Origin of the sequence: Mesorhizobium sp. LNHC252B00 (assembly GCF_000502955.1) — a bacterium.
Classification (GTDB): Bacteria; Pseudomonadota; Alphaproteobacteria; order Rhizobiales; family Rhizobiaceae; genus Mesorhizobium.
In genome coordinates this window covers 97,406-116,264 of sequence record NZ_AYWO01000013.1, presented here as the reverse complement: position 1 = coordinate 116,264, position 18,859 = coordinate 97,406, and the positions used below count along the sequence as shown (strand labels likewise).

21 protein-coding genes are annotated in these 18,859 nt (G+C 63.0%); 2 read left to right on the top strand and 19 right to left on the bottom strand.

Annotated features, from left to right (window positions below; translation table 11 throughout):
- From X744_RS152415 to gcvA, 9 genes are all read right to left on the bottom strand, one after another.
- Window positions 1–1,587 carry an FGGY-family carbohydrate kinase gene (locus X744_RS152415; protein ID WP_023760264.1) on the bottom strand — a complete coding sequence of 529 codons (1,587 nt, stop codon included), beginning with the start codon at window positions 1,585–1,587 and terminating at the stop codon, window positions 1–3.
- Window positions 1,584–2,267: an HAD family hydrolase gene (locus X744_RS152420; RefSeq protein ID WP_023760263.1), complete on the bottom strand. Its 684-nt coding sequence runs from the start codon at window positions 2,265–2,267 to the stop codon at window positions 1,584–1,586. The genes X744_RS152415 and X744_RS152420 overlap by 4 nt, the downstream gene beginning before the upstream one ends.
- Window positions 2,268–2,281: 14 nt before the next feature.
- Window positions 2,282–3,760 (bottom strand): mannitol dehydrogenase family protein, encoded by a 1,479-nt coding sequence (locus tag X744_RS152425; protein WP_023760262.1) that lies wholly within the window; start codon window positions 3,758–3,760, stop codon window positions 2,282–2,284.
- A 158-nt stretch (window positions 3,761–3,918) separates the two neighbouring features.
- Window positions 3,919–4,689: an L-iditol 2-dehydrogenase gene (locus X744_RS152430; RefSeq protein ID WP_023760261.1), complete on the bottom strand. Its 771-nt coding sequence runs from the start codon at window positions 4,687–4,689 to the stop codon at window positions 3,919–3,921.
- Window positions 4,690–4,691: 2 nt separating this feature from the next.
- A complete protein-coding gene (locus X744_RS152435) occupies window positions 4,692–5,690 on the bottom strand; it encodes an ABC transporter ATP-binding protein (RefSeq protein ID WP_023760260.1) in 999 nt (332 codons plus the stop codon).
- 50 nt (window positions 5,691–5,740) lie between these two features.
- Window positions 5,741–6,565 (bottom strand): carbohydrate ABC transporter permease, encoded by an 825-nt coding sequence (locus X744_RS152440; RefSeq protein ID WP_023760259.1) that lies wholly within the window; start codon window positions 6,563–6,565, stop codon window positions 5,741–5,743.
- An 11-nt stretch (window positions 6,566–6,576) separates the two neighbouring features.
- Entirely contained in the window at window positions 6,577–7,449 is an 873-nt protein-coding gene (locus tag X744_RS152445) for a sugar ABC transporter permease (protein WP_023760258.1), read from the bottom strand.
- 124 nt (window positions 7,450–7,573) lie between these two features.
- The gene (locus X744_RS152450; protein WP_023760257.1) at window positions 7,574–8,884 is read right to left on the bottom strand and encodes a sugar ABC transporter substrate-binding protein; all 1,311 of its coding nucleotides are present in this window, start codon (window positions 8,882–8,884) and stop codon (window positions 7,574–7,576) included.
- Window positions 8,885–9,108: 224 nt separating this feature from the next.
- Window positions 9,109–10,014, bottom strand: a complete 906-nt coding sequence (gene gcvA, locus X744_RS152455; RefSeq protein WP_023760256.1) for a transcriptional regulator GcvA — start codon at window positions 10,012–10,014, stop codon at window positions 9,109–9,111.
- A 110-nt stretch (window positions 10,015–10,124) separates the two neighbouring features.
- Here gcvA and X744_RS152460 point away from each other — a divergent pair, with 110 nt between their 5' ends.
- Window positions 10,125–10,310: a hypothetical protein gene (locus tag X744_RS152460; RefSeq protein ID WP_023760255.1), complete on the top strand. Its 186-nt coding sequence runs from the start codon at window positions 10,125–10,127 to the stop codon at window positions 10,308–10,310.
- Window positions 10,311–10,351: 41 nt separating this feature from the next.
- On the opposite strand, the gene X744_RS152465 is transcribed toward X744_RS152460, so the two are convergent.
- Window positions 10,352–11,311: a sugar-binding transcriptional regulator gene (locus X744_RS152465; protein WP_023760254.1), complete on the bottom strand. Its 960-nt coding sequence runs from the start codon at window positions 11,309–11,311 to the stop codon at window positions 10,352–10,354.
- 255 nt (window positions 11,312–11,566) lie between these two features.
- On the opposite strand from X744_RS152465, the gene X744_RS152470 reads away from it, so the two are divergent.
- Window positions 11,567–12,199 (top strand): HAD family phosphatase, encoded by a 633-nt coding sequence (locus X744_RS152470; RefSeq protein WP_023760253.1) that lies wholly within the window; start codon window positions 11,567–11,569, stop codon window positions 12,197–12,199.
- A 4-nt stretch (window positions 12,200–12,203) separates the two neighbouring features.
- Here X744_RS152470 and X744_RS152475 read toward each other — a convergent pair whose 3' ends face one another.
- The 9 genes from X744_RS152475 to ureC all read right to left on the bottom strand — a co-directional run bounded on the left by X744_RS152475 (window position 12,204) and on the right by ureC (window position 18,833).
- Window positions 12,204–12,971 (bottom strand): class II aldolase and adducin N-terminal domain-containing protein, encoded by a 768-nt coding sequence (locus tag X744_RS152475; protein WP_023760252.1) that lies wholly within the window; start codon window positions 12,969–12,971, stop codon window positions 12,204–12,206.
- 82 nt (window positions 12,972–13,053) lie between these two features.
- Window positions 13,054–13,695, bottom strand: coding sequence for an urease accessory protein UreG (gene ureG / locus X744_RS152480; protein WP_023760251.1), 642 nt, complete (start codon window positions 13,693–13,695; stop codon window positions 13,054–13,056).
- Complete coding sequence (locus X744_RS152485; RefSeq protein WP_023760250.1) at window positions 13,692–14,132, bottom strand: DUF3995 domain-containing protein; 441 nt, start codon at window positions 14,130–14,132, stop codon at window positions 13,692–13,694. Before X744_RS152485 ends, ureG begins: the two co-directional genes overlap by 4 nt.
- The gene (locus X744_RS152490; protein WP_023760249.1) at window positions 14,129–14,800 is read right to left on the bottom strand and encodes an urease accessory protein UreF; all 672 of its coding nucleotides are present in this window, start codon (window positions 14,798–14,800) and stop codon (window positions 14,129–14,131) included. The genes X744_RS152485 and X744_RS152490 overlap by 4 nt, the downstream gene beginning before the upstream one ends.
- Window positions 14,793–15,377 (bottom strand): urease accessory protein UreE, encoded by a 585-nt coding sequence (gene ureE, locus X744_RS152495; RefSeq protein WP_023760248.1) that lies wholly within the window; start codon window positions 15,375–15,377, stop codon window positions 14,793–14,795. The genes X744_RS152490 and ureE overlap by 8 nt, the downstream gene beginning before the upstream one ends.
- A complete protein-coding gene (locus tag X744_RS152500; RefSeq protein WP_023760247.1) occupies window positions 15,374–15,979 on the bottom strand; it encodes a glutathione S-transferase family protein in 606 nt (201 codons plus the stop codon). The genes ureE and X744_RS152500 overlap by 4 nt, the downstream gene beginning before the upstream one ends.
- A 45-nt stretch (window positions 15,980–16,024) precedes the next feature.
- Complete coding sequence (locus X744_RS152505; protein ID WP_023760246.1) at window positions 16,025–16,618, bottom strand: hypothetical protein; 594 nt, start codon at window positions 16,616–16,618, stop codon at window positions 16,025–16,027.
- Between the two features lie 31 nt (window positions 16,619–16,649).
- Window positions 16,650–17,084: a hypothetical protein gene (locus tag X744_RS152510; RefSeq protein WP_023760245.1), complete on the bottom strand. Its 435-nt coding sequence runs from the start codon at window positions 17,082–17,084 to the stop codon at window positions 16,650–16,652.
- 33 nt (window positions 17,085–17,117) lie between these two features.
- Window positions 17,118–18,833 carry an urease subunit alpha gene (gene ureC, locus X744_RS152515; RefSeq protein ID WP_023760244.1) on the bottom strand — a complete coding sequence of 572 codons (1,716 nt, stop codon included), beginning with the start codon at window positions 18,831–18,833 and terminating at the stop codon, window positions 17,118–17,120.
- Between the last annotated feature and the right edge of the window lie 26 nt (window positions 18,834–18,859).

Genomic DNA, 18,859 nt, shown 5'->3' with positions numbered 1-18,859 from the left:
CTACCGGATCGCGTCCAGCATCTGCCGCTGGCGGTGCATCTCGAGGAAAACCTTGTAATCGCGGTCGAAACGCCCGGCTGATTTAGGGTTCGAGGCACGCATCCTGCCGCCTTGCTGCATGGCCAGACAGGCCGCGTTGAGGTCGGGAAACAGCCCGGCCGCGGTTGCCGCGACCATGCCGGTGCCGAGCAGCACCGCCTCGTCGGCCAACGGCTCGATGACCGCGCAGCCGGTGGCGTCGGCATAGAGCTCCATCAATAGCGGGTTCTTGGTATGGCCGCCGGTGACATGCAGCGTATCGATCAGGTAGCCGTTCTCGTTCAGCGCCTCCAGTACGTGGCGCACGCCGAGTGCGATGCCGACGGCGGTGCGCCAGTAGAGCTTGCACAGGCTGTCGAAGGAGGAGTCCAGCGTCAGCCCGCTGACGACGCCGACGGCATGCGGATCGGCGAGCGGCGAACGGTTGCCGTGGAAATCGGGCAGCACATGCAGCCTTGCGGCAAGGTTTTCACCCTCGGTGGCGCGCAGCTCGGCGACGCGCCTGGCGATCTTTGCATGCATGGCGGCATCCGGCTCGCCGCCGGCTCCATGCCAGCGAATGATGTGGTCGAGCAGGGCGCCGGTTGCCGACTGGCCGCCTTCCGACAGCCACAGCTTCGGCAAGGCTGCGCCGTAATATGGGCCCCAGACGCCGGCGAAGGGTTGCGGATCGGGCGACATCGCCATGACGCAGCTCGACGTGCCGGCAATCAGAGCCAGGTGCCGGCCGATATTCTGTTCGTCGCCGGCAAAGCCGCCGAGCACGCCAAGCGCGCCGGCATAGGCATCTATGACGCCGGCTCCGACCCGGCATTTTTCGCTCAGGCCAAGCTCTGCCGCCGCTTGCGCCGTCAGCTGACCAATATCGGTTCCGATCGGACTGGCCCTTTCGGGCAAATTGCCGTGCTCGAAAAGATCGTCGAGGCCGACGAGCTCGAAGAAATCGCGGCGCCAACCCATCTCCTCATGCGCCAGATAGGTCCATTTGGCGGTCAGCGTGCATTGCGAACGGGCCGTCGAGCCTGTCGCTTGCCAGGTCAGGAAATCGGTGAGATCGAATAGATAGCCGGCTTCATTCCAGGTCTTGGGCAGGTTCCGCTTCAGCCACATCAGCTTTGGCGTCTCCATTTCCGGTGACATGACGCCGCCGACATAGTCGAGCACGGCATGGCCGCTTGCCGTGCATTCGTCGGCCTCGGCAATGGCGCGATGGTCGAGCCAGACAATTGTGTCCCAGCGCCTGTCGCCGGTGGTCGAGACGCTGAGCTGGCCGCCTTGCCGATCCCGCACCACCAGCGAACAGGTGGCGTCGAAGGAGATGCCGACGACGTCCTCGGCGGCGACGCCGGCCTTTTCGCGGGCAGTGCGCACGGCGGTGCAGACCGCCGACCAGATATCGCGCGAATCATGCTCGGCGTGGTCGGGCTTCGGCTGGTTCATGACGATCGGCCGCTCGGCGCGGCCGAGCAAGGTGCCACTGGCGTCGAGAATGCCCGCGCGGGCGCTCCCGGTGCCGACATCGACCGCGCAAACGAACTGTTTCGTCAAGATGCTCTAACTCTCGCTCCCAGGCCTGCAATCAGATCGGGCAATTGCAGCATGTCAGCGAATATAAAGTCCGGTTCACTCGACGCAAGCCGCGCTTTCAATGTTGGGTTGCCGGCATGCGATCCGCCGCTGAAGGCAAACACGCGCATACCTGCCGCCCGCGCCGCAGCGATGCCTGCCGGGCTGTCCTCGACGACAAGGCATTTGCGTGGTTGGGCTCGCATGCTGGCGGCGGCATGGAGGAACAGGTCGGGCGCCGGCTTTCCCTTGGCCACCATGGAGGCGCTGAACAGATGCGGTTCCATCAGCCCCAGCAATCCGGTGACTTCGAGCGCGTAGCGGATCCGGTCGAGCGTGCCCGAGGACGCGACGCAGAACGGCAGCCCTAGCCTCGGCAGCATCTCCTTGACGCCGGCAATCGGCTTCAGCTCTTCGCGAAACCTGCGCATCAGTTCGACACGCATCTCGGTCAGGTGGCTGTCGGTGATATCCAGCCCGAAGTCGCGGCCAAGGATCTCGCGCACGCTCTTCATGCTCTTGCCGAGGAAATGCTCGTAGGCGGCATCCTCGCTGAAATTGCCGCCGGCCAGCTTGATCACGCCGAGCAGCGCCGAGACGGAGAGTGCCTCGCTGTCGACCAGCACGCCATCGCAGTCGAAGATAACCAGTTCAGGCGTCATGACGTCGAATGGTCTCAGAGCTCGCCGGCGAGATAGCGCGTCAGCGTCGCGCGCGCGCCATTCGCCCACAGCACGTTGAGCGCATGGGCGAAGGCCTCGACAAACGCCGTCGCGCGGCCGACATCGCCATAGATGTCCTCCATGGCAAGCCAGGCAGCAGGCGCATCCTTTGCCGCCTTTGCCGTCGCCTGCAACCGGTCCCAGCTCGGGTCGTTGGGTTCGATGACGGCGCCGCTGTCCGTCGTGCCGAAGCAGTAGCGGCACCACAGCGCCGATTCCAGCGCCAGGCCGTCGACGCTTTTGCCGGCCTTCAGCCGGTCGGCAATGGTCGGGATGATGAACTTCGGCTGACGGTTGGAACCGTCGAGGCAGAGCCGGCGCACCGTGTCGCCGATCTTGGGATTGGAGAAGCGGCTCTCGATGAGCTGGTAATATTCTTCCAGAACCGTGTCCGGCACCGGCGGCACGGTCGGGATGATTTCGTCCCGTTCGAGCTTGGCCAGAAAACCGCTCACCAGCGGCTCCTGCATCGCCTCATGGACGAAATGAATGTCCATCAGGCCGGCCGGATAGGCGATGGTGGCATGGCCGCCATTGAGGATGCGGATCTTCATCAGCTCGTAAGGGGCAACATCCCTCACGAACTGCACGCCGACCTTTTCCAGCGGCGGACGGCCATCGGTGAAATGATCCTCCAGCACCCATTGCCGGAACGGCTCGCAGAACACTGGCCAGTTGTCCTCGAGGCCAAAATCCTTGGCCAGGATGCCGCGCTCGCGGTCTGTGGTGGCCGGTGTGATGCGATCGACCATGCCGTTCGGAAAGGCAACCTTTTCACCGACCCAGTTCGCCAGATCCTCGTCGATCAGACGGGCCAGGCCAATGACGCCGTCGGAGGTGACATGGCCATTGTGGGGAATGTTGTCGCAGGACATCACCGTGAACGGCACAGTGCCCTCGTCGCGGCGGCGGACCAGGCCGGCGAGAATGATGCCGAACACCGTCTTCGGCGTCGCGCCTGCCTGCGCGTCCGCCACGATGTCGGGATGGGTCGGGTTGAAAACACCGGAGGCCGGGTCGATGAAATAACCTCCTTCGGTGATGGTCAGCGAAACGATCTTGATCGCCGGGTCGGCAAGCCGTTCGACGATGCCGGCCGCGTCGCCCGGCATCAGGAAGTCGACCATGGCGCCGGTCACGCGGGCGCTCATATGCCCAGAGTCCTGCTCGACCACCGTGGTCAGCCAATCCTGCTCTTCCAGCTTGGCGCGGCCGATCTTCTCGCCCTCGAACACCCCGGCGCCGACCAGCGCCCAGTCATGGCCGATGCCCGAGTTGAACAAATCGTCGAGATAGACGGCCTGGTGCGAGCGATGGAAATTGCCGACGCCGAAATGCACGATGCCGGCCTTGAGCCCCGAGCGGTCGTATTTCGGACCGGCGACCTTGACGGGTAGATTGGAGAGGTTTGCGGACGAGAGTTTTACGGTCATCTGTTTTACCCTTTGGCCGGGCTGCGGCCTTCGTTACTCCCTCTCCCCGTTTCTCACGTGGAGAGGATAAGGGGCGGCACGTATTCCAAGGTCGATGCGCCCTGCGATGTCGGCCTCTGCCCCCCGCGGAGGTACGAGGAGCAGAGGCCGTCCCCGCCTCAACTCATCCACTGGCCGCCATCGACATTGTAGGTCTGGGCGACGATGTATTCGGCGTCGGCGCTGGCGAGAAAGACCGCCATGCCGGTGAGGTCCTGCGCCGTGCCCATGCGGCCATACGGTACTGCCTCGCCGACCAGTTTCTTCTTCTCGCCCTTCGGCCGGTTTTCATACTTGGCGAACAGCGCATCAACGTGATCCCAGTGCTCGCCGTCGACGACGCCAGGGGCAATCGCGTTGACGTTGATGCGATGCTTGATCAGGTCGAGCCCCGCCGACTGGGTCAGTGAGATGACGGCGGCCTTGGTGGCGCAATAGACACCGACCAGCGCCTCGCCGCGCCGCCCGGCCTGGCTCGCCATGTTGATGATCCTGCCGCCCTTGCCGCGTGCGATCATCGAGCGGGCGGCTGCCTGCAGCATGAACAGCGTGCCGGCGACGTTGACCGAAAACAATTTGTCGTAGCTGGCCTTGGTGATCTCGACGATCGGCGCCAGGTCGAACAGGGCGGCGTTGTTGATCAATATATCGAGGCCGCCGGTCTTCGCCTCGACGGCTTTCACCGCCGCTTCGATGGAGGCGAGGTCGGTGACGTCGAGCTTGACCGCATAAGCCTTGCTGCCGATCTCGGCGGCCGTCTTGCGCGCAGCCTCGAGATTGATGTCGGCAATGGCGACGGTGGCGCCTTCGCCGACATAGGCTTCGGCGAAGGCCCTGCCGATGCCGCGCGCCGAGCCCGTGATCAACGCGGATTTGCCGGCCAGTCGCATGCTCAGATTGCCTTCCCGTCGGCGCCGAAGCGATGCAGCTTGGTCTTGTCGGGCGTCAGATAGATGGTGTCGCCGTGATGGACGGCCAGTTCGCCGTCGGCACGCACCGTCAGCGGCCCGACGCCATCAGCTTGAACGTGCAAGAACGTGTCGGAGCCGAGATGTTCGGCGACGCCCACGGTGGCCTTCCATTCGCCCGCCGTGGTCGAGATTTCCAGATGCTCGGGGCGGATGCCGATGGTCTTGGCGCTGTATTTGGCAGCCGGCGCGCCTTCGATCAGGTTCATCTTCGGCGAGCCGATGAAGCCGGCGACGAACAGGTTCTTCGGCGTCTTGTAAAGTTCCATCGGCGAGCCGACCTGCTCGATGTTGCCGGCGTTCAGCACGACGATCTTGTCGGCCATGGTCATGGCTTCGACCTGGTCGTGGGTGACATAGATCATGGTCGTCTTGAGCTGATGGTGCAGCTCGCTGATCTCCAGCCGCATCGTGCCGCGGAGTGCTGCGTCGAGATTGGACAGCGGTTCATCGAACAGGAAGGCGGTCGGCTGGCGCACGATGGCGCGGCCGATGGCGACGCGCTGGCGCTGGCCGCCGGAAAGCTGGCCCGGCCGGCGTTCGAGGTAGTTGGTCAGGTTGAGCACGCGCGCCGCGTCCCCCACCTTCTTTTCGATGGTCGCCTTGTCTTCGCCGGCCATCTTCAGCGGGAAGCCGATGTTCTTGGCCACCGTCATGTGCGGATAGAGCGCGTAGGACTGGAACACCATGGCCAGCTTGCGCTTGGCCGGTGCCTCACCGGTGACGTCGCGGCCGTCGATGTTGATGGAGCCGCCGCTGGTATCTTCCAGGCCGGCGATCAGCCGCAGCAGCGTTGACTTGCCGCAACCGGACGGGCCGACGAAAACGACGAACTCGCCATTTTCGATCACCAGGTCGAGGCCGGGGATGATGGAGGTCGCTCCGAAGGATTTGGAGACGTTCTTGAGCGTGATGTTTCCCATGGTTTCCTCCCCGGGGGGTTATTGTCCGGCGTCTGTTGCTTGCGGCGGTCTTACTTCACGGCGCCAAAGGTCAGGCCGCGCACCAGCTGCTTCTGGCTGAACCAGCCCATGATCAGGATCGGTGCGATGGCCAGTGTCGAGGCCGCCGAAAGCTTGGCCCAGAACAGGCCTTGCGGGCTTGAGAACGAGCTGATGAAGGCGGTCAAGGGTGCTGCTTCCGTGGTTGTCAGCCGGATTGTCCAGAACGCCTCGTTCCAGGCCAGGATGATATTGAGCAGCATGGTCGAGGCGATGCCGGGCACGGCCATCGGTGTGAGTACATAAATGATCTCGTTCCATAGCGATGCGCCGTCCATCCGCGCCGCTTCCAGGATCTCCCCCGGGATTTCGCGGAAGTAGGTGTAGAGCATCCACACCACGATCGGCAGGTTGATCAGCATCAGCATGACCATCAGGCCGATACGGCTGTCGAGCAGTCCCGTGTCGCGGAAGATCAGGTAGATCGGAAACAGCACGGCAACCGCGGGCATCATCTTCGTGGACAGCATCCACATCAGGATGTCCTTGGTTCGCTTGGTCGGCGAGAAGGCCATCGACCAGGCGGCCGGTATGGCGACCAGCAGGGCCAGGATGGTCGAGCCGACCGAGAGCAGCACCGAGTTGAAGAAGAACTTGAAATATCCGTTCTGCGCCTGGACCTCGGAATAACTCTCGAACGTCCCCGACGGGATGATGCTGAAACCCTGGATGGCTTCCTGCTCCGACTTGAACGAGGTGATGATCGTGTAGAGGATCGGGAAGAAGATCAGCAGCGCGACGATCCAGGCGGCAATTGTCGCGATCGTCTTGTGCCGGGTGGTGACTGAGCGTGCCATCGTATCCTCCCTTACTTGTCCAGGTTCTTGCCGACGGCGCGCATGGCGAAGAAGGCAACGATGTTGGCGAGAATGACGGCGATCACGCCGCCGGCGGACGCCTGACCGATTTTGAACTCCAGCAACGCCTTCTGGTAGACGAGGAAGGGCAGGTTGGTGGAGGCGTATCCCGGGCCGCCATTTGTGGTGACGAGGATCTCGGCATAGACGGAGAGGAGGAAGATCGTCTGGATCAGGATGACGACGGTGATGGCGCGCGACATATGCGGCAGCGTCAGATAGATGAAGCGGCTGATGAAGCCGGCGCCGTCCATTTCGGCGGCTTCCTTCTGCTCACCGTCGAGCGACTGCAGCGCGGTCAAGAGAATGAGCGTCGCGAAGGGCAGCCATTGCCAGGCGACGATGATGATGATGGCCAGCATCGGATGCTGCCCGAACCAGTCGATCGGCTGCGCTCCGAAGAAGCGCGCCATGTCGGCGAACACTCCGTATTGCGGGTGCATGATCATGTTCTTCCAAACCAATGCGGCCACTGGCGGCATGACGAAGAAGGGTGAGATGACGAGGATGCGCACAATCCCCTGGCCCCACATCGGCTGGTCGATCAGAAGCGCCAGCAGGATGCCACCGATCACCGTGATCAAAAGCACGCTGATCACCAGGGTGAGCGTGTTGAGGATCGACTGCAGGAAAGCCGGGTTGGAGTAGAACAGCGCGTAGTTGGAAAAGCCGACGAATCCGTCGCGGATCGGATTGAGCGGATTGTACTGCTGGAAGGAGAACCAGATGGTGATGACCAACGGCACGATCATCCAGACGAACAGCAGCACCACGGATGGCGCCATCATGAAACGGGCAAGCGAACGGGTCTGCTGAGTAGCCATGACGGTCACCCTTCACTGGTCAGGCTGAATTTTCAAAAGGCGTTAAAGGCGGCCGCCCGAACTGGGAACTCGGGCGGCCGTTGCCGGTCAAGAAGGCGACCGGCATTCGGCACCGGGAGGAGCCTTACTTCATGTATCCGCCTTCGGTCATGGTCGCGGTGGCAGCGTCCTGGGCCTGCTTCAGGGCATCGTCGACGCTCGACTGGCCGGCAAGAGCCGCCGAGAAGAGCTGGCCGACGGTGGTGCCAAGGCCCTGGAACTCCGGGATGGCGACGAACTGGACGCCGACATAGGGCACCGGCTTGACGGTCGGATGCGTCGGATCGGCTGCGTTGATGGAGTCGAGCGTCATCTTGGCGAACGGAGCCGCCTTCTGGTACTCGGCATTGGCATAGAGCGAGGAGCGCGTGCCCGGAGGAACGTTGGCCCAGCCCTCCTTCGAAGCAACCAGTTCGGCATAGTGCTTGCTGGTCGCCCAGGAGACGAACTTCTCGGCGGCATCAGCTTTCTGCGTGCCGGCCGGGATGGCCAGCGACCAGGCCCACAGCCAGTTGCCGCGCTTGCCGAGGCCATTGTCGGGCGCCAGCGCATAGCCGACCTTGTCGGCGACCTGGGATGCCTTAGGGTCGGAGACGAAAGACGCGGCGACGGTGGCGTCGATCCACATGCCGCACTTGCCCTGCTGGAACAGCGCCAGGTTTTCGTTGAAGCCGTTGGAGGACGCGCCCTCGGGGCCGTCGGCCTTCATCAGGTCGACATAGAACTGCAGCGTGTTCTTCCATTCGGGCTGGTCGAACTGGGGCTTCCAGTTCTCGTCGAACCAGCGTGCGCCGAAGGAGTTCGACATCGCCGTCAGGAACGCCATGTTCTCGCCCCAGCCGGCCTTGCCGCGCAGGCACACACCGTTCACGCCATTGGCGCGGTCGGTCATCTTGTCGGCGGCCTGCTTGATGAAGTCCCAGGTCGGCGCATCGGGCATCTTCAACCCGGCCTTGTCCATCAGGTCCTTGCGGTACATGACGAAGGAGCTTTCGCCGTAGAAGGGCGCGGCATAGAGCTTGCCGTCGACTGAAAGACCACCGGCGATGGCCGGGATGATGTCCTTTACGTCATAGTCGTCGCCAAGCTTGTCGAGCGGCAGCAGCCAGTTCTGCTTGGCCCAGATCGGAACTTCATAGGTGCCGATGGTCATCACGTCATATTGTCCACCCTTGGTGGCGATGTCGGTGGTGACGCGCTCGCGCAGCACGTTCTCTTCAAGCGTAACCCAGTTGAGCTGGATGTCGGGATTCGCCTTGGTGAAGTCATCGGTCAGCTTTTGCATGCGGACCATATCGCCATTGTTGACGGTGGCGATGGTGATGGATTCGGCGTGTGCGGCGAACGCGAGCGCGCTGGCCGACAACAAGCCCAGGGTGAGCGTGCGAAGTTTCATGAAATTCCTCCCTTGAACCAAGATGAGCATTTGCCTTGGCTTTGAGCAATTACTCACTTGGCGTCAATTATGTCAAGCCGGATTCGATGCTGCAGCGCAGCACTCGGCGTGGCTGACGGATACTGGGTGGGTGGAAATTGCGAAGGCAAACCGCGCCCCGCCGGACGTCAGACGACCGGACAGAACGGCTTGCGGAATTGAATGCAGTTGCTGAGGCTTGCCTGTCAGCAGGCGATCTCGGCCAGCAGCCAGTCGCGGAAGGCACGGATCTTCGGCACGTTGCGGCGCGCCTCCGGATAGACCAGCCAATAGGCATGACCGTCGTCGCCGACCAAGTCGAAGGGCTGGATCAGGCGGCCGTCCGCCAATTCCGCCTTGAACAGCGCCCTGGTCAGGATCGCCACGCCATGGCCGGCGATTGCCGCATTGGCCTCATAGGCCTGCGCACCCATGCTGCTGCCGGGCCGTCTGGCAAGATCGTGCGAGTGCACGCCGGCAGCCGAAAACCACTCGTTCCACCAGATGTCGCCAGGATCGAGGATCGGCAACCGCAAGAGATCGGCCGGTTCCTTGACGCCACCGATGCTTGCCGCGAGCTTGGGGCTCAGCATCGGCGTGAAATCGGCATCGAACAGCTTGTGCGCTTCCAGGCCCGGCCATTTGCCGGCGCCCGAGCGGATGGCGATATCGGCTTCCTCACGGGCGAAGTCCGTCAGGCGGCTCGACGTCTCAAGCCGAACGGCAAGCGCCGGATGGGCGATCTGGAACGACCCCAGCCGGTGCGCCAGCCAGTTCGAGGCAAAGGTCAGCACGGTGGTGACGCACAGCAACCCGTCGGCCCCGCCACGCACCGCGGCATAGGCCTGGCCAAGAATGGCGAAGGCCTCGCCGACGGCGGGCGCCAGACGCTGCCCGGCCTCGGTCAATACGATCTGGCGCGGCCGGCGCAGGAACAGCGGCGCGCCGATGCGTTCCTCCAGCACCTTGATCTGATAGCTGACCGCCGCCTGCGTCATGGCGAGTTCGCCGGCGGCCCTGGTGAAGGAAAGATGGCGCGCCACCGCGTCGAACACCCTGATCGCCTGCAGCGGCGGGAGTTGCGAAACCTGTCGCGAGCTGAGGTCCGGCATAAGGCCTCCTTATGGGTCATAACAGACGTTCGATTGGCAAAGGCGGCCGGTAAGACCGACATTCCTGATCAACCCGTCATTCGGGTTCAGGATAGCGAAGGTTGACGATCATGACCATGGCGCAGCAAAGATGCACTCCCGCTCCGGATCACCGCTGGATTTCGTGGCTCACGGACGGATTTGGCTTGTTCGCGATAAAAAAGAAGGCATATCTCGACATCAGGGACCTGTCGCCGCATCTGCAGCGCGACCTCGGTTTCCTCGATGGCAACGACCCTTTCGGGCGGCATGGGTAGCGTGGCCCGCTTTATTGCAAATCAGGCGTCGCTACCTGCCGTCAGATGCTGGCCAGCAGCGCGGCAGCCGTCCGTTCATCGGTGATGAGGCCGTTGATCAGCCGCCGGTTGGCGGCCGCCAGGATGCCCGGCAGCTTTCGTTCGCCCATGGCCAATGCGATGACCAGCGACTTTTCGCGCGACGGCAGTGAGGCCGACGACACTCGGTCGTTGGTGATGCCCTCGATCATGCGGCCTTCGCGATCGAACACCCAGCCGACGATCTCGGCGATGCCGCCGGCCTTCTGCAGGGCTTTCAACTCGCTTTCAGAGATGAAGCCGTCCTCGTAGAGCGGCGCCTTGGGACCGAGGTCGCCAATGCCGATGAAGGTGACGTCGGCTTCGGCCGCCAGCGCCAGGGTCGGCTGGATCATCGGCTGGTTGAGCAGCATCTCGCGCTCCTCCGGCGAAGAGGCGATGACCGGCAGCGGCATCGGGAAGGATCGCGCCTTCACCCTGTCGGCCATGGTGAAGATGACGTTGTAGAAGGCGGCCGAGCCGTCCGGCGAGATGTTGCCGGTCAACGACACCACCTTGTGCTGCGGGCATTCCATCGGCGGCAATTGCTCGATCGCCGCCTTCAGCGTGCGGCCGGTGCCGATCGCCATGACGATCGGCGTCGGTGACCGCAGCCGCCGCTCGATCTCGGCGGCAGCCGCCTCGGCGATGCCGATCGTGGTGGAGGATGAATTGGGATCGCTCGGCACCACTTCGACCAGATCGAGCGCGAAGCGGGATCTCAACCGTGCCGCCAGATCGAGGCAGTTGGCGATCGGATGGTCGACGCGAACCTTGATCAATCCTCCCGACACGGCCAGCGACACCAGCCGCTGCGCCGTCTGCCGCGAAATGCCGAGCGTGGCGGCGATCTGGTCTTGCGTGTTGCCGGCAACATAATAAAGCCAGCCGGCACGCGCCGCGTCGTCCAGCCTGTTGCTGCTACCATCCTGCCGGGTATTCACGTCCTGCCTCCCAGGACCGCCGGTTCCAGAGCGGTCCGCGCCTAGTTTCGCAGGGAACGGCCTGCTGCGCAATTGTCAATCGCAAGGGCAATTGCTTGCCAACTTCCGGCGCACACAGCCGGATTTTGCGCTTCCGGCAATGCCCGCATCAGGCAAAGAAGGGCGGTTGCCGTCCCGACCTGCGGCACGTTCTTCGGTCCCGAAGGTTTATCTCCCGGCGCAAAGGCTTTAATGGATCGCAAAAAGGAGCGCTGCATGACACCGAAAGCGGTTTTCTGGGATATGGACGGCACGCTGGTCGACAGCGAGCCGCTGCACGAAGCAGCCCTTGTGGCAGCAATGCGCAGTGCCGGCCTTGTGCCGCCTGAAAATCTGCATGAGCGTGTGCTCGGCGTCGCCGCCTGGCCGGTCTACGAGATGATGCGCGACGAGTTCGGCCTTGCTCTGCCTTTCGACGATTGGATCATGCGCAAATACGAGCACTATCTGCCGCTGGTGGAGGGCTTGAAGCCACGCCCCGGCGCGATCGAGATTTTCACCGAATTGCGCGAAAAAGGCGTGGCGCAGGCCGTGGTGTCCAATTCGGACCGAATGATCGTCGACGCCAATCTGAGCATGGTCGGCCTCATTTATCCCGGCATGAAGACGATCAGCCGCAACGATGTGCGCGAAGGCAAACCGCAGGCCGAACCGTTCCTGCGCGCCGCCTATCTGGCCGATGTCGATCCCGCGCAGGCGATAGCGATCGACGACAGCTGGCCGGGCGCCATGGCGGGGCTGGCGGCGGGCATGAAGACGATCTTCTGGCCGGAAAAGCCTATGGGCGGACCGCCCGGTGCCGTCGTCATCAACAGCGCCGAGGAGTTGCGGGCAGAATTGGGCCTGTAGGCGATCAGTTCCGGTAGACCGGCTCCTGCTCGTCAAGGATCGCCTTCAACTCGCTGAGATGGCGTTCGGCCTGGCCGGGATAGTCGTCCATCTCGCTTGCCGTCTTCTCGGCGACCGCGTCGGACAGCATGCGCAGAGGCCGGCCAGTCCACAGCGCCTTGATGTAGGTTTCTGCGGCGCGCTCGAAGTAGAACATGCGGTTGAAGGCATCGGCGACCGTATCGCCGATGACCAGCACGCCGTGATTGCCCATCACCATCACCTTGACCTTGGGATCGACGAGAAGCTGCGAGCAGCGCTCGCCCTCCTCCTCGAAGGCCAGCCCGCCATAATGCGCGTCGACGACATGGCGGTTGAAGAACATCGCCGAATTCTGGTCTATCGGCGGCAGGCGGGAGTCGGCCAGCGACGCCAGCACCGTGGCGTGGATCGAGTGCACATGCATGACGCAGCGCGCGTGGCGCACATTGCGATGGATGGCGCCGTGCAGGCCCCACGCCGTCGGGTCGGGCGCGTTGGGGCCGGAGAGCGTTTCGGGATCGTTGGCGTCGATCATCAAAAGGTCGCTCGCCTTGATGCGCGAGAAATGCACCTGGTTGGGGTTCATCAGGAACTGCGTGCCGGCATCATTGACGGCCAGCGAGAAATGATTGGCCACCGCCTCGTGCATGTTGAGCCGCGCCGTCCAGCGAAAGGCACAGGCGAGGTCGACGCGCTCCTGATAGAAGGGCAGGTTGGTCAGCGTTTCCTTCTGCAGGCGGGCGATGCTCATCGAAAAATCCTCCGGTTTTGCCAAGAATGCCGTGGCCAGCCCATGCCCGCAACCGGTTTTGGTTGGTGCAGCGATGGCTATCTCACGCTGCGGTGCTGGCAGCAGCGCCGGCCCTGAGCCCGCCATGCTCGACGATGAAATCGATCACCGCCTGCAGCCCCTTGCCACGCGACAGGTCGGTGAAGCCGAAGGGCCGCTTGCCGCGCATGCGGCCGGCGTCGGTCTCCATCACATCGAGATTGACGTTCACGTAGGGTGCCAGATCGCTCTTGTTGATCACCAGGAAATCGGAGCGGGTGATCGCCGGCCCGCCCTTGCGCGGGATCTCCTCGCCCTGGCAGACCGAGATGACATAGAGCGTCAGGTCGGCGAGATCCGGCGAGAAGGTGGCGGCGAGGTTGTCACCACCGGATTCGATGAACACGATATCGAGATCCGGAAATTTCCGGTTCATCTCGGCGATCGCCTGCAGATTGATCGAGGCATCCTCGCGGATCGCGGTATGCGGGCAACCGCCGGTCTCGACGCCCATGATGCGATCCTCGGGCAGCGCCTGCAGCCGCGCCAGCATCATGGCATCCTCCTTGGTGTAGATGTCGTTGGTGACGACGGCGATCGAGAATTCGTCGCGCAGCGCCTTGCACAGCTTCTCCGTCAGCGTCGTCTTGCCCGAACCGACCGGACCACCAATGCCGACGCGCAGCGGGCCATTTGTCTGTGTCATGCGGGAAACTCCGTGATGGCGAGGATGGCAAAGCCGAGCCCGATCAGCAGGCACAGCGGCGAATAATAACGGACATCGAGCCGCGCGAAAGGCTGTTCCGGCGTCAAGCGCCGCCACCACGGCGTGAAGCCGGCAATGCCGCGTCCAAGGAAGACCAGTCCGATGAGCAGCGACGTGGCGGCGAGGCCTTCCCTGGGAAACGGCGAGGCAAAGACGCCTTCAAGCGCCAGCGGCCATAGCGTCGCCAGGCATAGGCACGCGGCAACGGCGAAACTGGCGAACGGCGTCGGCATCTCGTCGACGCTGCGAAAGCCGACCACTGCGTGGGCGCAGGAGGCCGCATCCTTGCCCGGCCAGATGCCGCCAATGCCCCAATAAACATGCAGAGCGGTGATCAGCAGCAGAACGGTCGAAAGCGCGAAGGCGAGGATGATCATGAGCGGAACAATCGCGAATACTGGGTTTCGTGCTTCATCGCCATGACGTCGGAGACGAAGGCGCAGCCGCCGAGATCGTCCAATGTCGAGCGCGCAGCGCGGGCGGCGGTCGCAACGGCCAGCGGCTCGAAACCGGCAAGCAGGGCGGTTGCCCTGTTTTGGCCAACGACGCCGAGCCGTATCGCGGCCTGGACGAGGTTGGAGAAGAAGGTCTGCAGGAACGCGGACAGCGCATCCCAAAGTGCAATTGAATTGCCGCCGGCAATGGCGCCGACAGTGACGCAATAGGCGCATTCGGCCGGCAAACGCTGGAGAACGGGATTTGGCCAGGCCGCTGCCGCCTTGAGGAAGGCCGCACCCTGCAGCATCGTCTCGATGTAGCGTTCGCGCGAGCTGGCGAGCGCCTCGGCGAGTGCCGCTATTTCATCGAGATCACCAGCGCCGCGTGCTCGGCGCCAGCTTTCTGCGAACAGCACCGCGTCGTTCCAGCCCGAGCCCATCTCGACCAGCGTTTCCAGCCAGGCGGCAAGGCTTTCGCTGTCGACGATCAGCCCGTCATGCACCGCACGCTCGAGGCCATGGCTGTAGGAAAAGCCGCCGACCGGAAAGGCCGGCGACAACCACGCCATCAGCCGCAGCAGGGCGATGTTCGAAGGCTGTTCAGTCATGGTCGTGGTGGTGGCCGGCGTGACCGTGCGAATGGGAATGCGATTCGCCATGTGAGTGGGAATGCGCTTCCGCGTGGCTATGGGCATGCGCATGGCCGTGATCGTGGCTTTGCCCGGAATAGGCGCCGCGCACCGGCTTGAACGGCTCGGAAACGTCGGTCACCGTGGCGCCGAGCCCTTCCAACATCGCCTTGATGACATGGTCGCGCAGGATGAGGATGCGCCCGGCCTCGATGCTGGCCGCGAGATGACGGTTGCCGATATGCCAGGCCAGTTCGGCCAGATGCACGGTGTCGCGAGCCCGGATGTCGTAGACTTCTTCCGGCGCCGCGATGATCTCGATATGGCCGCCATCCTCCAGCACCAGCCGGTCGCCATCGTTCAGGGCGACGGGCTCAGGCAGGTCGACCAGCACCTTGCTGCCGTCGGCAAGTTGGATGGCTCGACGGCGCAGATGCCGCTCGTCATGGGCGAGCACAGCCTGCCCGGATGGCGTGATGGTTCCGGCTTTGTCGGCGGACAGCACCGAGACGGCACGCGGGAATTTGGTGAAGTCGGTGTTGAGATTGAGCTTCATTTCATGGATCCCCCATTTGCTTGCGCCCTTGCGCGGGCAGGTCGCGCCAGCACGCGGTCGAAATAGGCGTTGATGCGGTCGGATTCGATCGGGAACCGGCCGGCGCGGGCCCAGCCGCCAATGTCGCCGAGCAGCACGTCGACAGCCGAGAACCGGTCGCCCAGCGCGAAGGGCCTGTCACCCAGCCGCCGCTCCAGCGCCCTGAGCTCCGAGGCAAAATCGTAGACCGCCGCTGGGCCGACATCGACGCGCATGTCCTTCGGCAGCAGGAAGCGGTGGCGCAGCTTGTTCCACAGTGGCGCCTCCAGCTCGCTTTGGGCAAAATGCATCCAGGAATCCATCTCGGCACGACCGGCTAGGCCCGGGTTGGTCCCCATGCCCATATCGGCGTGTTTGTCTGAGAGATAGACGCAGATCGCCGCCGAATCGGTCACTGTCAGCTCGCCATCGATCAGGATCGGCACCTTGCCCGACGGGTTGAGCGCATAGGCTTCCGGCGAGCGCAGCTTGACCTCGACGAATTCATAGGCCTGCCCGAGTTCCTCGAGCATCCAGAGAACGCGGCTGACCCGGGACCCACGCGATCCGATGGCCTTGTACATGGTTGAAACCTGCCTTTCCCGAGCAACCTAGACCATCGCGTCCGCTCAGACGATGGTGTCGAAGAGCCGCAGGATGAACGATATCTGATAGATGAGCGCCGCCGCGACAAAGGCGATGTGGAAGCGGCTGTCGCGCACCAGGATCGCGACAATGCAGAGCGCGACGAAGACCGGCGTGCGGAACAGGTACTCGTTGCCGAAGCGGGCGAAATGCTCCGGCCCTTTCAGCAGCGTGTCGATCACATCGAGCAGGTACGTCGCCGCCAGCAGGCCGAAGAACCAGGCCCGACGCGAATAGAAGAAATCCTCGTAGCTGGTGTAATCCAGCATCGAATCCGGGAACAGCAGGGCGCAGAGCAGGAACAGCGTGATCGCATAGAAGATGATGAACAGGTACTTGCCGAAGGTCCACGTCTCGATGGCGTAGAGACCGAACTCCCACCACCAAAAATGCACCAGCATCAAAAGCACCGAGGCGACCCAGGCCAGATGCACTGGATAGAGCCGGTACTGGCCGGGATGCTGGACGATGCGCGCCACACCCGACAGCAGGCGGGCGACACCAAGCCCGATCACCATGCCCATGACGATGCGGATGTGCGGGAAGATGTCGTGAGCGGAGGCGATTTCGGTGGCCATTTGTCTGTTCTAGAAGCTTGGAAAGTTGCGGCTAATCATACCAAAGCCATAGCTTTCGGTAACCGGCTGGAATTTCAACCTGCTCGGCGGGTAGGTGATCGACATCTCCCTCCCAGGTCTCGTCCGGCTCAAAGCCTGATGGCAGCCAGCCAGTCACATGTTCTTCGCTGACGCGCGTTGTGATGACGACCTTGTCAGAGAACGGCCATTCTCCATCATCACACTGCACGATGGCTATCCGGACGTCATGAACTTCAGGCCTTTTCCGTATCGACTGAAATGTGGCCAGAACCGTATCATTGTTCAGCGCTTCCGGACTGTTGCACAGCAATCCGGCTTCACCTTCAGCTCCATCGAAATATTCTTCCAATGTAACAAGTGGCATAGTGAGGGGAGCAACGCCGCCATTGTATTTTTGCAGCGCGCCCATTCTCGAAATCAAGGCAAGTTTCTTTTGCTCATCCATGATGGGGTCCGATACTTCGCAGGCGCACCAATCCTAAAACAGAAAATACCTCTGCGCCATCGGCAGCACCGTTGCCGGCTCGCAAGTCAGCAATTCGCCGTCGGCGCGGACCTCGTAGGTTTCCGGGTCGACCTCGATATGCGGCGTGGCGTCGTTGAGCACCATCGAGTGCTTGCCGATGCCGCCGCGGGTGTTTTCGACGGCGACGAACTGCTTTTCGACGCCCAGCCTGCCGTGCAGGCCGGATTCGAACGCTGCCTTCGAAACGAAGGTCACCGACGAGTTGGTCCTTGCCTTGCCATAGGCACCGAACATTGGCCGGTAGTGCATCGGCTGCGGCGTCGGGATCGAGGCGTTGGGGTCGCCCATCGGAGCGGCGGCGATCATGCCGCCGATCAGCACCATATCCGGTTTGACGCCGAAGAAGGCCGGGTTCCACAACACCAGGTCAGCACGTTTTCCGACCGCGATCGAGCCGATATCCTTCGACAGCCCGTGCGCGATGGCCGGATTGATCGTGTATTTGGCGATATAGCGACGGACGCGGAAATTGTCGTTGTTGCCGGTTTCCTGCGGCAGCGACCCGCGTTGCCGCTTCATCTTGTCGGCGGTCTGCCATGTGCGGATCGCCACCTCGCCGACGCGGCCCATGGCTTGCGAATCCGACGAGATGATCGAGAAGGCGCCGATGTCGTGCAAAATGTCTTCCGCCGCGATGGTCTCCTTGCGGATGCGGCTTTCGGCAAAAGCGATGTCTTCGGGGATCGACGGCGACAGATGGTGGCAGACCATCAGCATGTCGAGATGCTCGGCCAGCGTGTTGACCGTGTAGGGCCGTGTCGGATTGGTCGAGGACGGGATGACGTTGGGCAAGCCGCAGACCTTGATGATGTCGGGCGCATGGCCGCCGCCGGCACCCTCGGTGTGGAAGGCGTGGATGGTGCGGCCCTTGATGGCGGCGACGGTGTTTTCAACAAAGCCGGATTCGTTCAGCGTGTCGGTGTGGATCATCACCTGCACGTCGTACGCGTCCGCAACCGACAGGCAGCAGTCGATGGCCGCCGGCGTCGTCCCCCAGTCCTCGTGCAGCTTCAGCGAACAGGCGCCGCCCAGCACCATCTCCTCGAGCGCGGCAGGCAAGGACGCGTTGCCCTTGCCTGACAGGCCGATGTTCATCGGGAAAGCGTCGAAGGACTGGATCATGCGCGCCATGTGCCAAGGCCCAGGCGTACACGTCGTCGCCAGCGTGCCATGCGCCGGGCCGGTGCCGCCGCCAAGCATGGTGGTGATGCCGCTCATCAGCGCTTCCTCGATCTGCTGCGGGCAGATGAAGTGGATATGCGCGTCGAAGCCGCCGGCGGTCAGGATCTTGCCTTCGCCGGCGACGATCTCCGTGCCGGGACCGATGATGATGGTGACGCCATCTTGAGTGTCCGGATTGCCGGCCTTGCCTATTGCCGCAATCCGCCCGTCCCTGAGCCCGATATCGGCCTTGAAGATGCCGGCGCCGGCATCGACCACCAGCGCGTTGGTGATCACGGTGTCGACGGCGCCCTGGGCTCGGGAAACCTGGCTCTGGCCCATGCCGTCGCGGATCACCTTGCCGCCGCCGAATTTCACTTCTTCGCCGTGGATGGTGAGATCCTTCTCGACCTCGATGAACAGTTCCGTGTCGGCAAGCCGCACTTTGTCGCCCACCGTCGGGCCGTACATCTGCGCATAGGCGGCGCGGGTAATTCTGGCCATCAGCGATTGCTCCCAAAATGCGGTTTGCC

Coding starts and splice junctions, on each gene's coding strand:
- X744_RS152420 (WP_023760263.1), bottom strand. CDS start 2,267: ATGACGCCTGAACTGGTTATCTTCGACTGCGATGGCGTGCTGGTCGAC.
- X744_RS152425 (WP_023760262.1), bottom strand. CDS start 3,760: ATGACCGTAAAACTCTCGTCCGCAAACCTCTCCAATCTACCCGTCAAG.
- X744_RS152430 (WP_023760261.1), bottom strand. CDS start 4,689: ATGCGACTGGCCGGCAAATCCGCGTTGATCACGGGCTCGGCGCGCGGC.
- X744_RS152435 (WP_023760260.1), bottom strand. CDS start 5,690: ATGGGAAACATCACGCTCAAGAACGTCTCCAAATCCTTCGGAGCGACC.
- X744_RS152440 (WP_023760259.1), bottom strand. CDS start 6,565: ATGGCACGCTCAGTCACCACCCGGCACAAGACGATCGCGACAATTGCC.
- X744_RS152445 (WP_023760258.1), bottom strand. CDS start 7,449: ATGGCTACTCAGCAGACCCGTTCGCTTGCCCGTTTCATGATGGCGCCA.
- X744_RS152450 (WP_023760257.1), bottom strand. CDS start 8,884: ATGAAACTTCGCACGCTCACCCTGGGCTTGTTGTCGGCCAGCGCGCTC.
- gcvA (WP_023760256.1), bottom strand. CDS start 10,014: ATGCCGGACCTCAGCTCGCGACAGGTTTCGCAACTCCCGCCGCTGCAG.
- X744_RS152460 (WP_023760255.1), top strand. CDS start 10,125: ATGACCATGGCGCAGCAAAGATGCACTCCCGCTCCGGATCACCGCTGG.
- X744_RS152470 (WP_023760253.1), top strand. CDS start 11,567: ATGACACCGAAAGCGGTTTTCTGGGATATGGACGGCACGCTGGTCGAC.
- X744_RS152475 (WP_023760252.1), bottom strand. CDS start 12,971: ATGAGCATCGCCCGCCTGCAGAAGGAAACGCTGACCAACCTGCCCTTC.
- ureG (WP_023760251.1), bottom strand. CDS start 13,695: ATGACACAGACAAATGGCCCGCTGCGCGTCGGCATTGGTGGTCCGGTC.
- X744_RS152485 (WP_023760250.1), bottom strand. CDS start 14,132: ATGATCATCCTCGCCTTCGCGCTTTCGACCGTTCTGCTGCTGATCACC.
- X744_RS152490 (WP_023760249.1), bottom strand. CDS start 14,800: ATGACTGAACAGCCTTCGAACATCGCCCTGCTGCGGCTGATGGCGTGG.
- ureE (WP_023760248.1), bottom strand. CDS start 15,377: ATGAAGCTCAATCTCAACACCGACTTCACCAAATTCCCGCGTGCCGTC.
- X744_RS152500 (WP_023760247.1), bottom strand. CDS start 15,979: ATGTACAAGGCCATCGGATCGCGTGGGTCCCGGGTCAGCCGCGTTCTC.
- X744_RS152505 (WP_023760246.1), bottom strand. CDS start 16,618: ATGGCCACCGAAATCGCCTCCGCTCACGACATCTTCCCGCACATCCGC.
- X744_RS152510 (WP_023760245.1), bottom strand. CDS start 17,084: ATGGATGAGCAAAAGAAACTTGCCTTGATTTCGAGAATGGGCGCGCTG.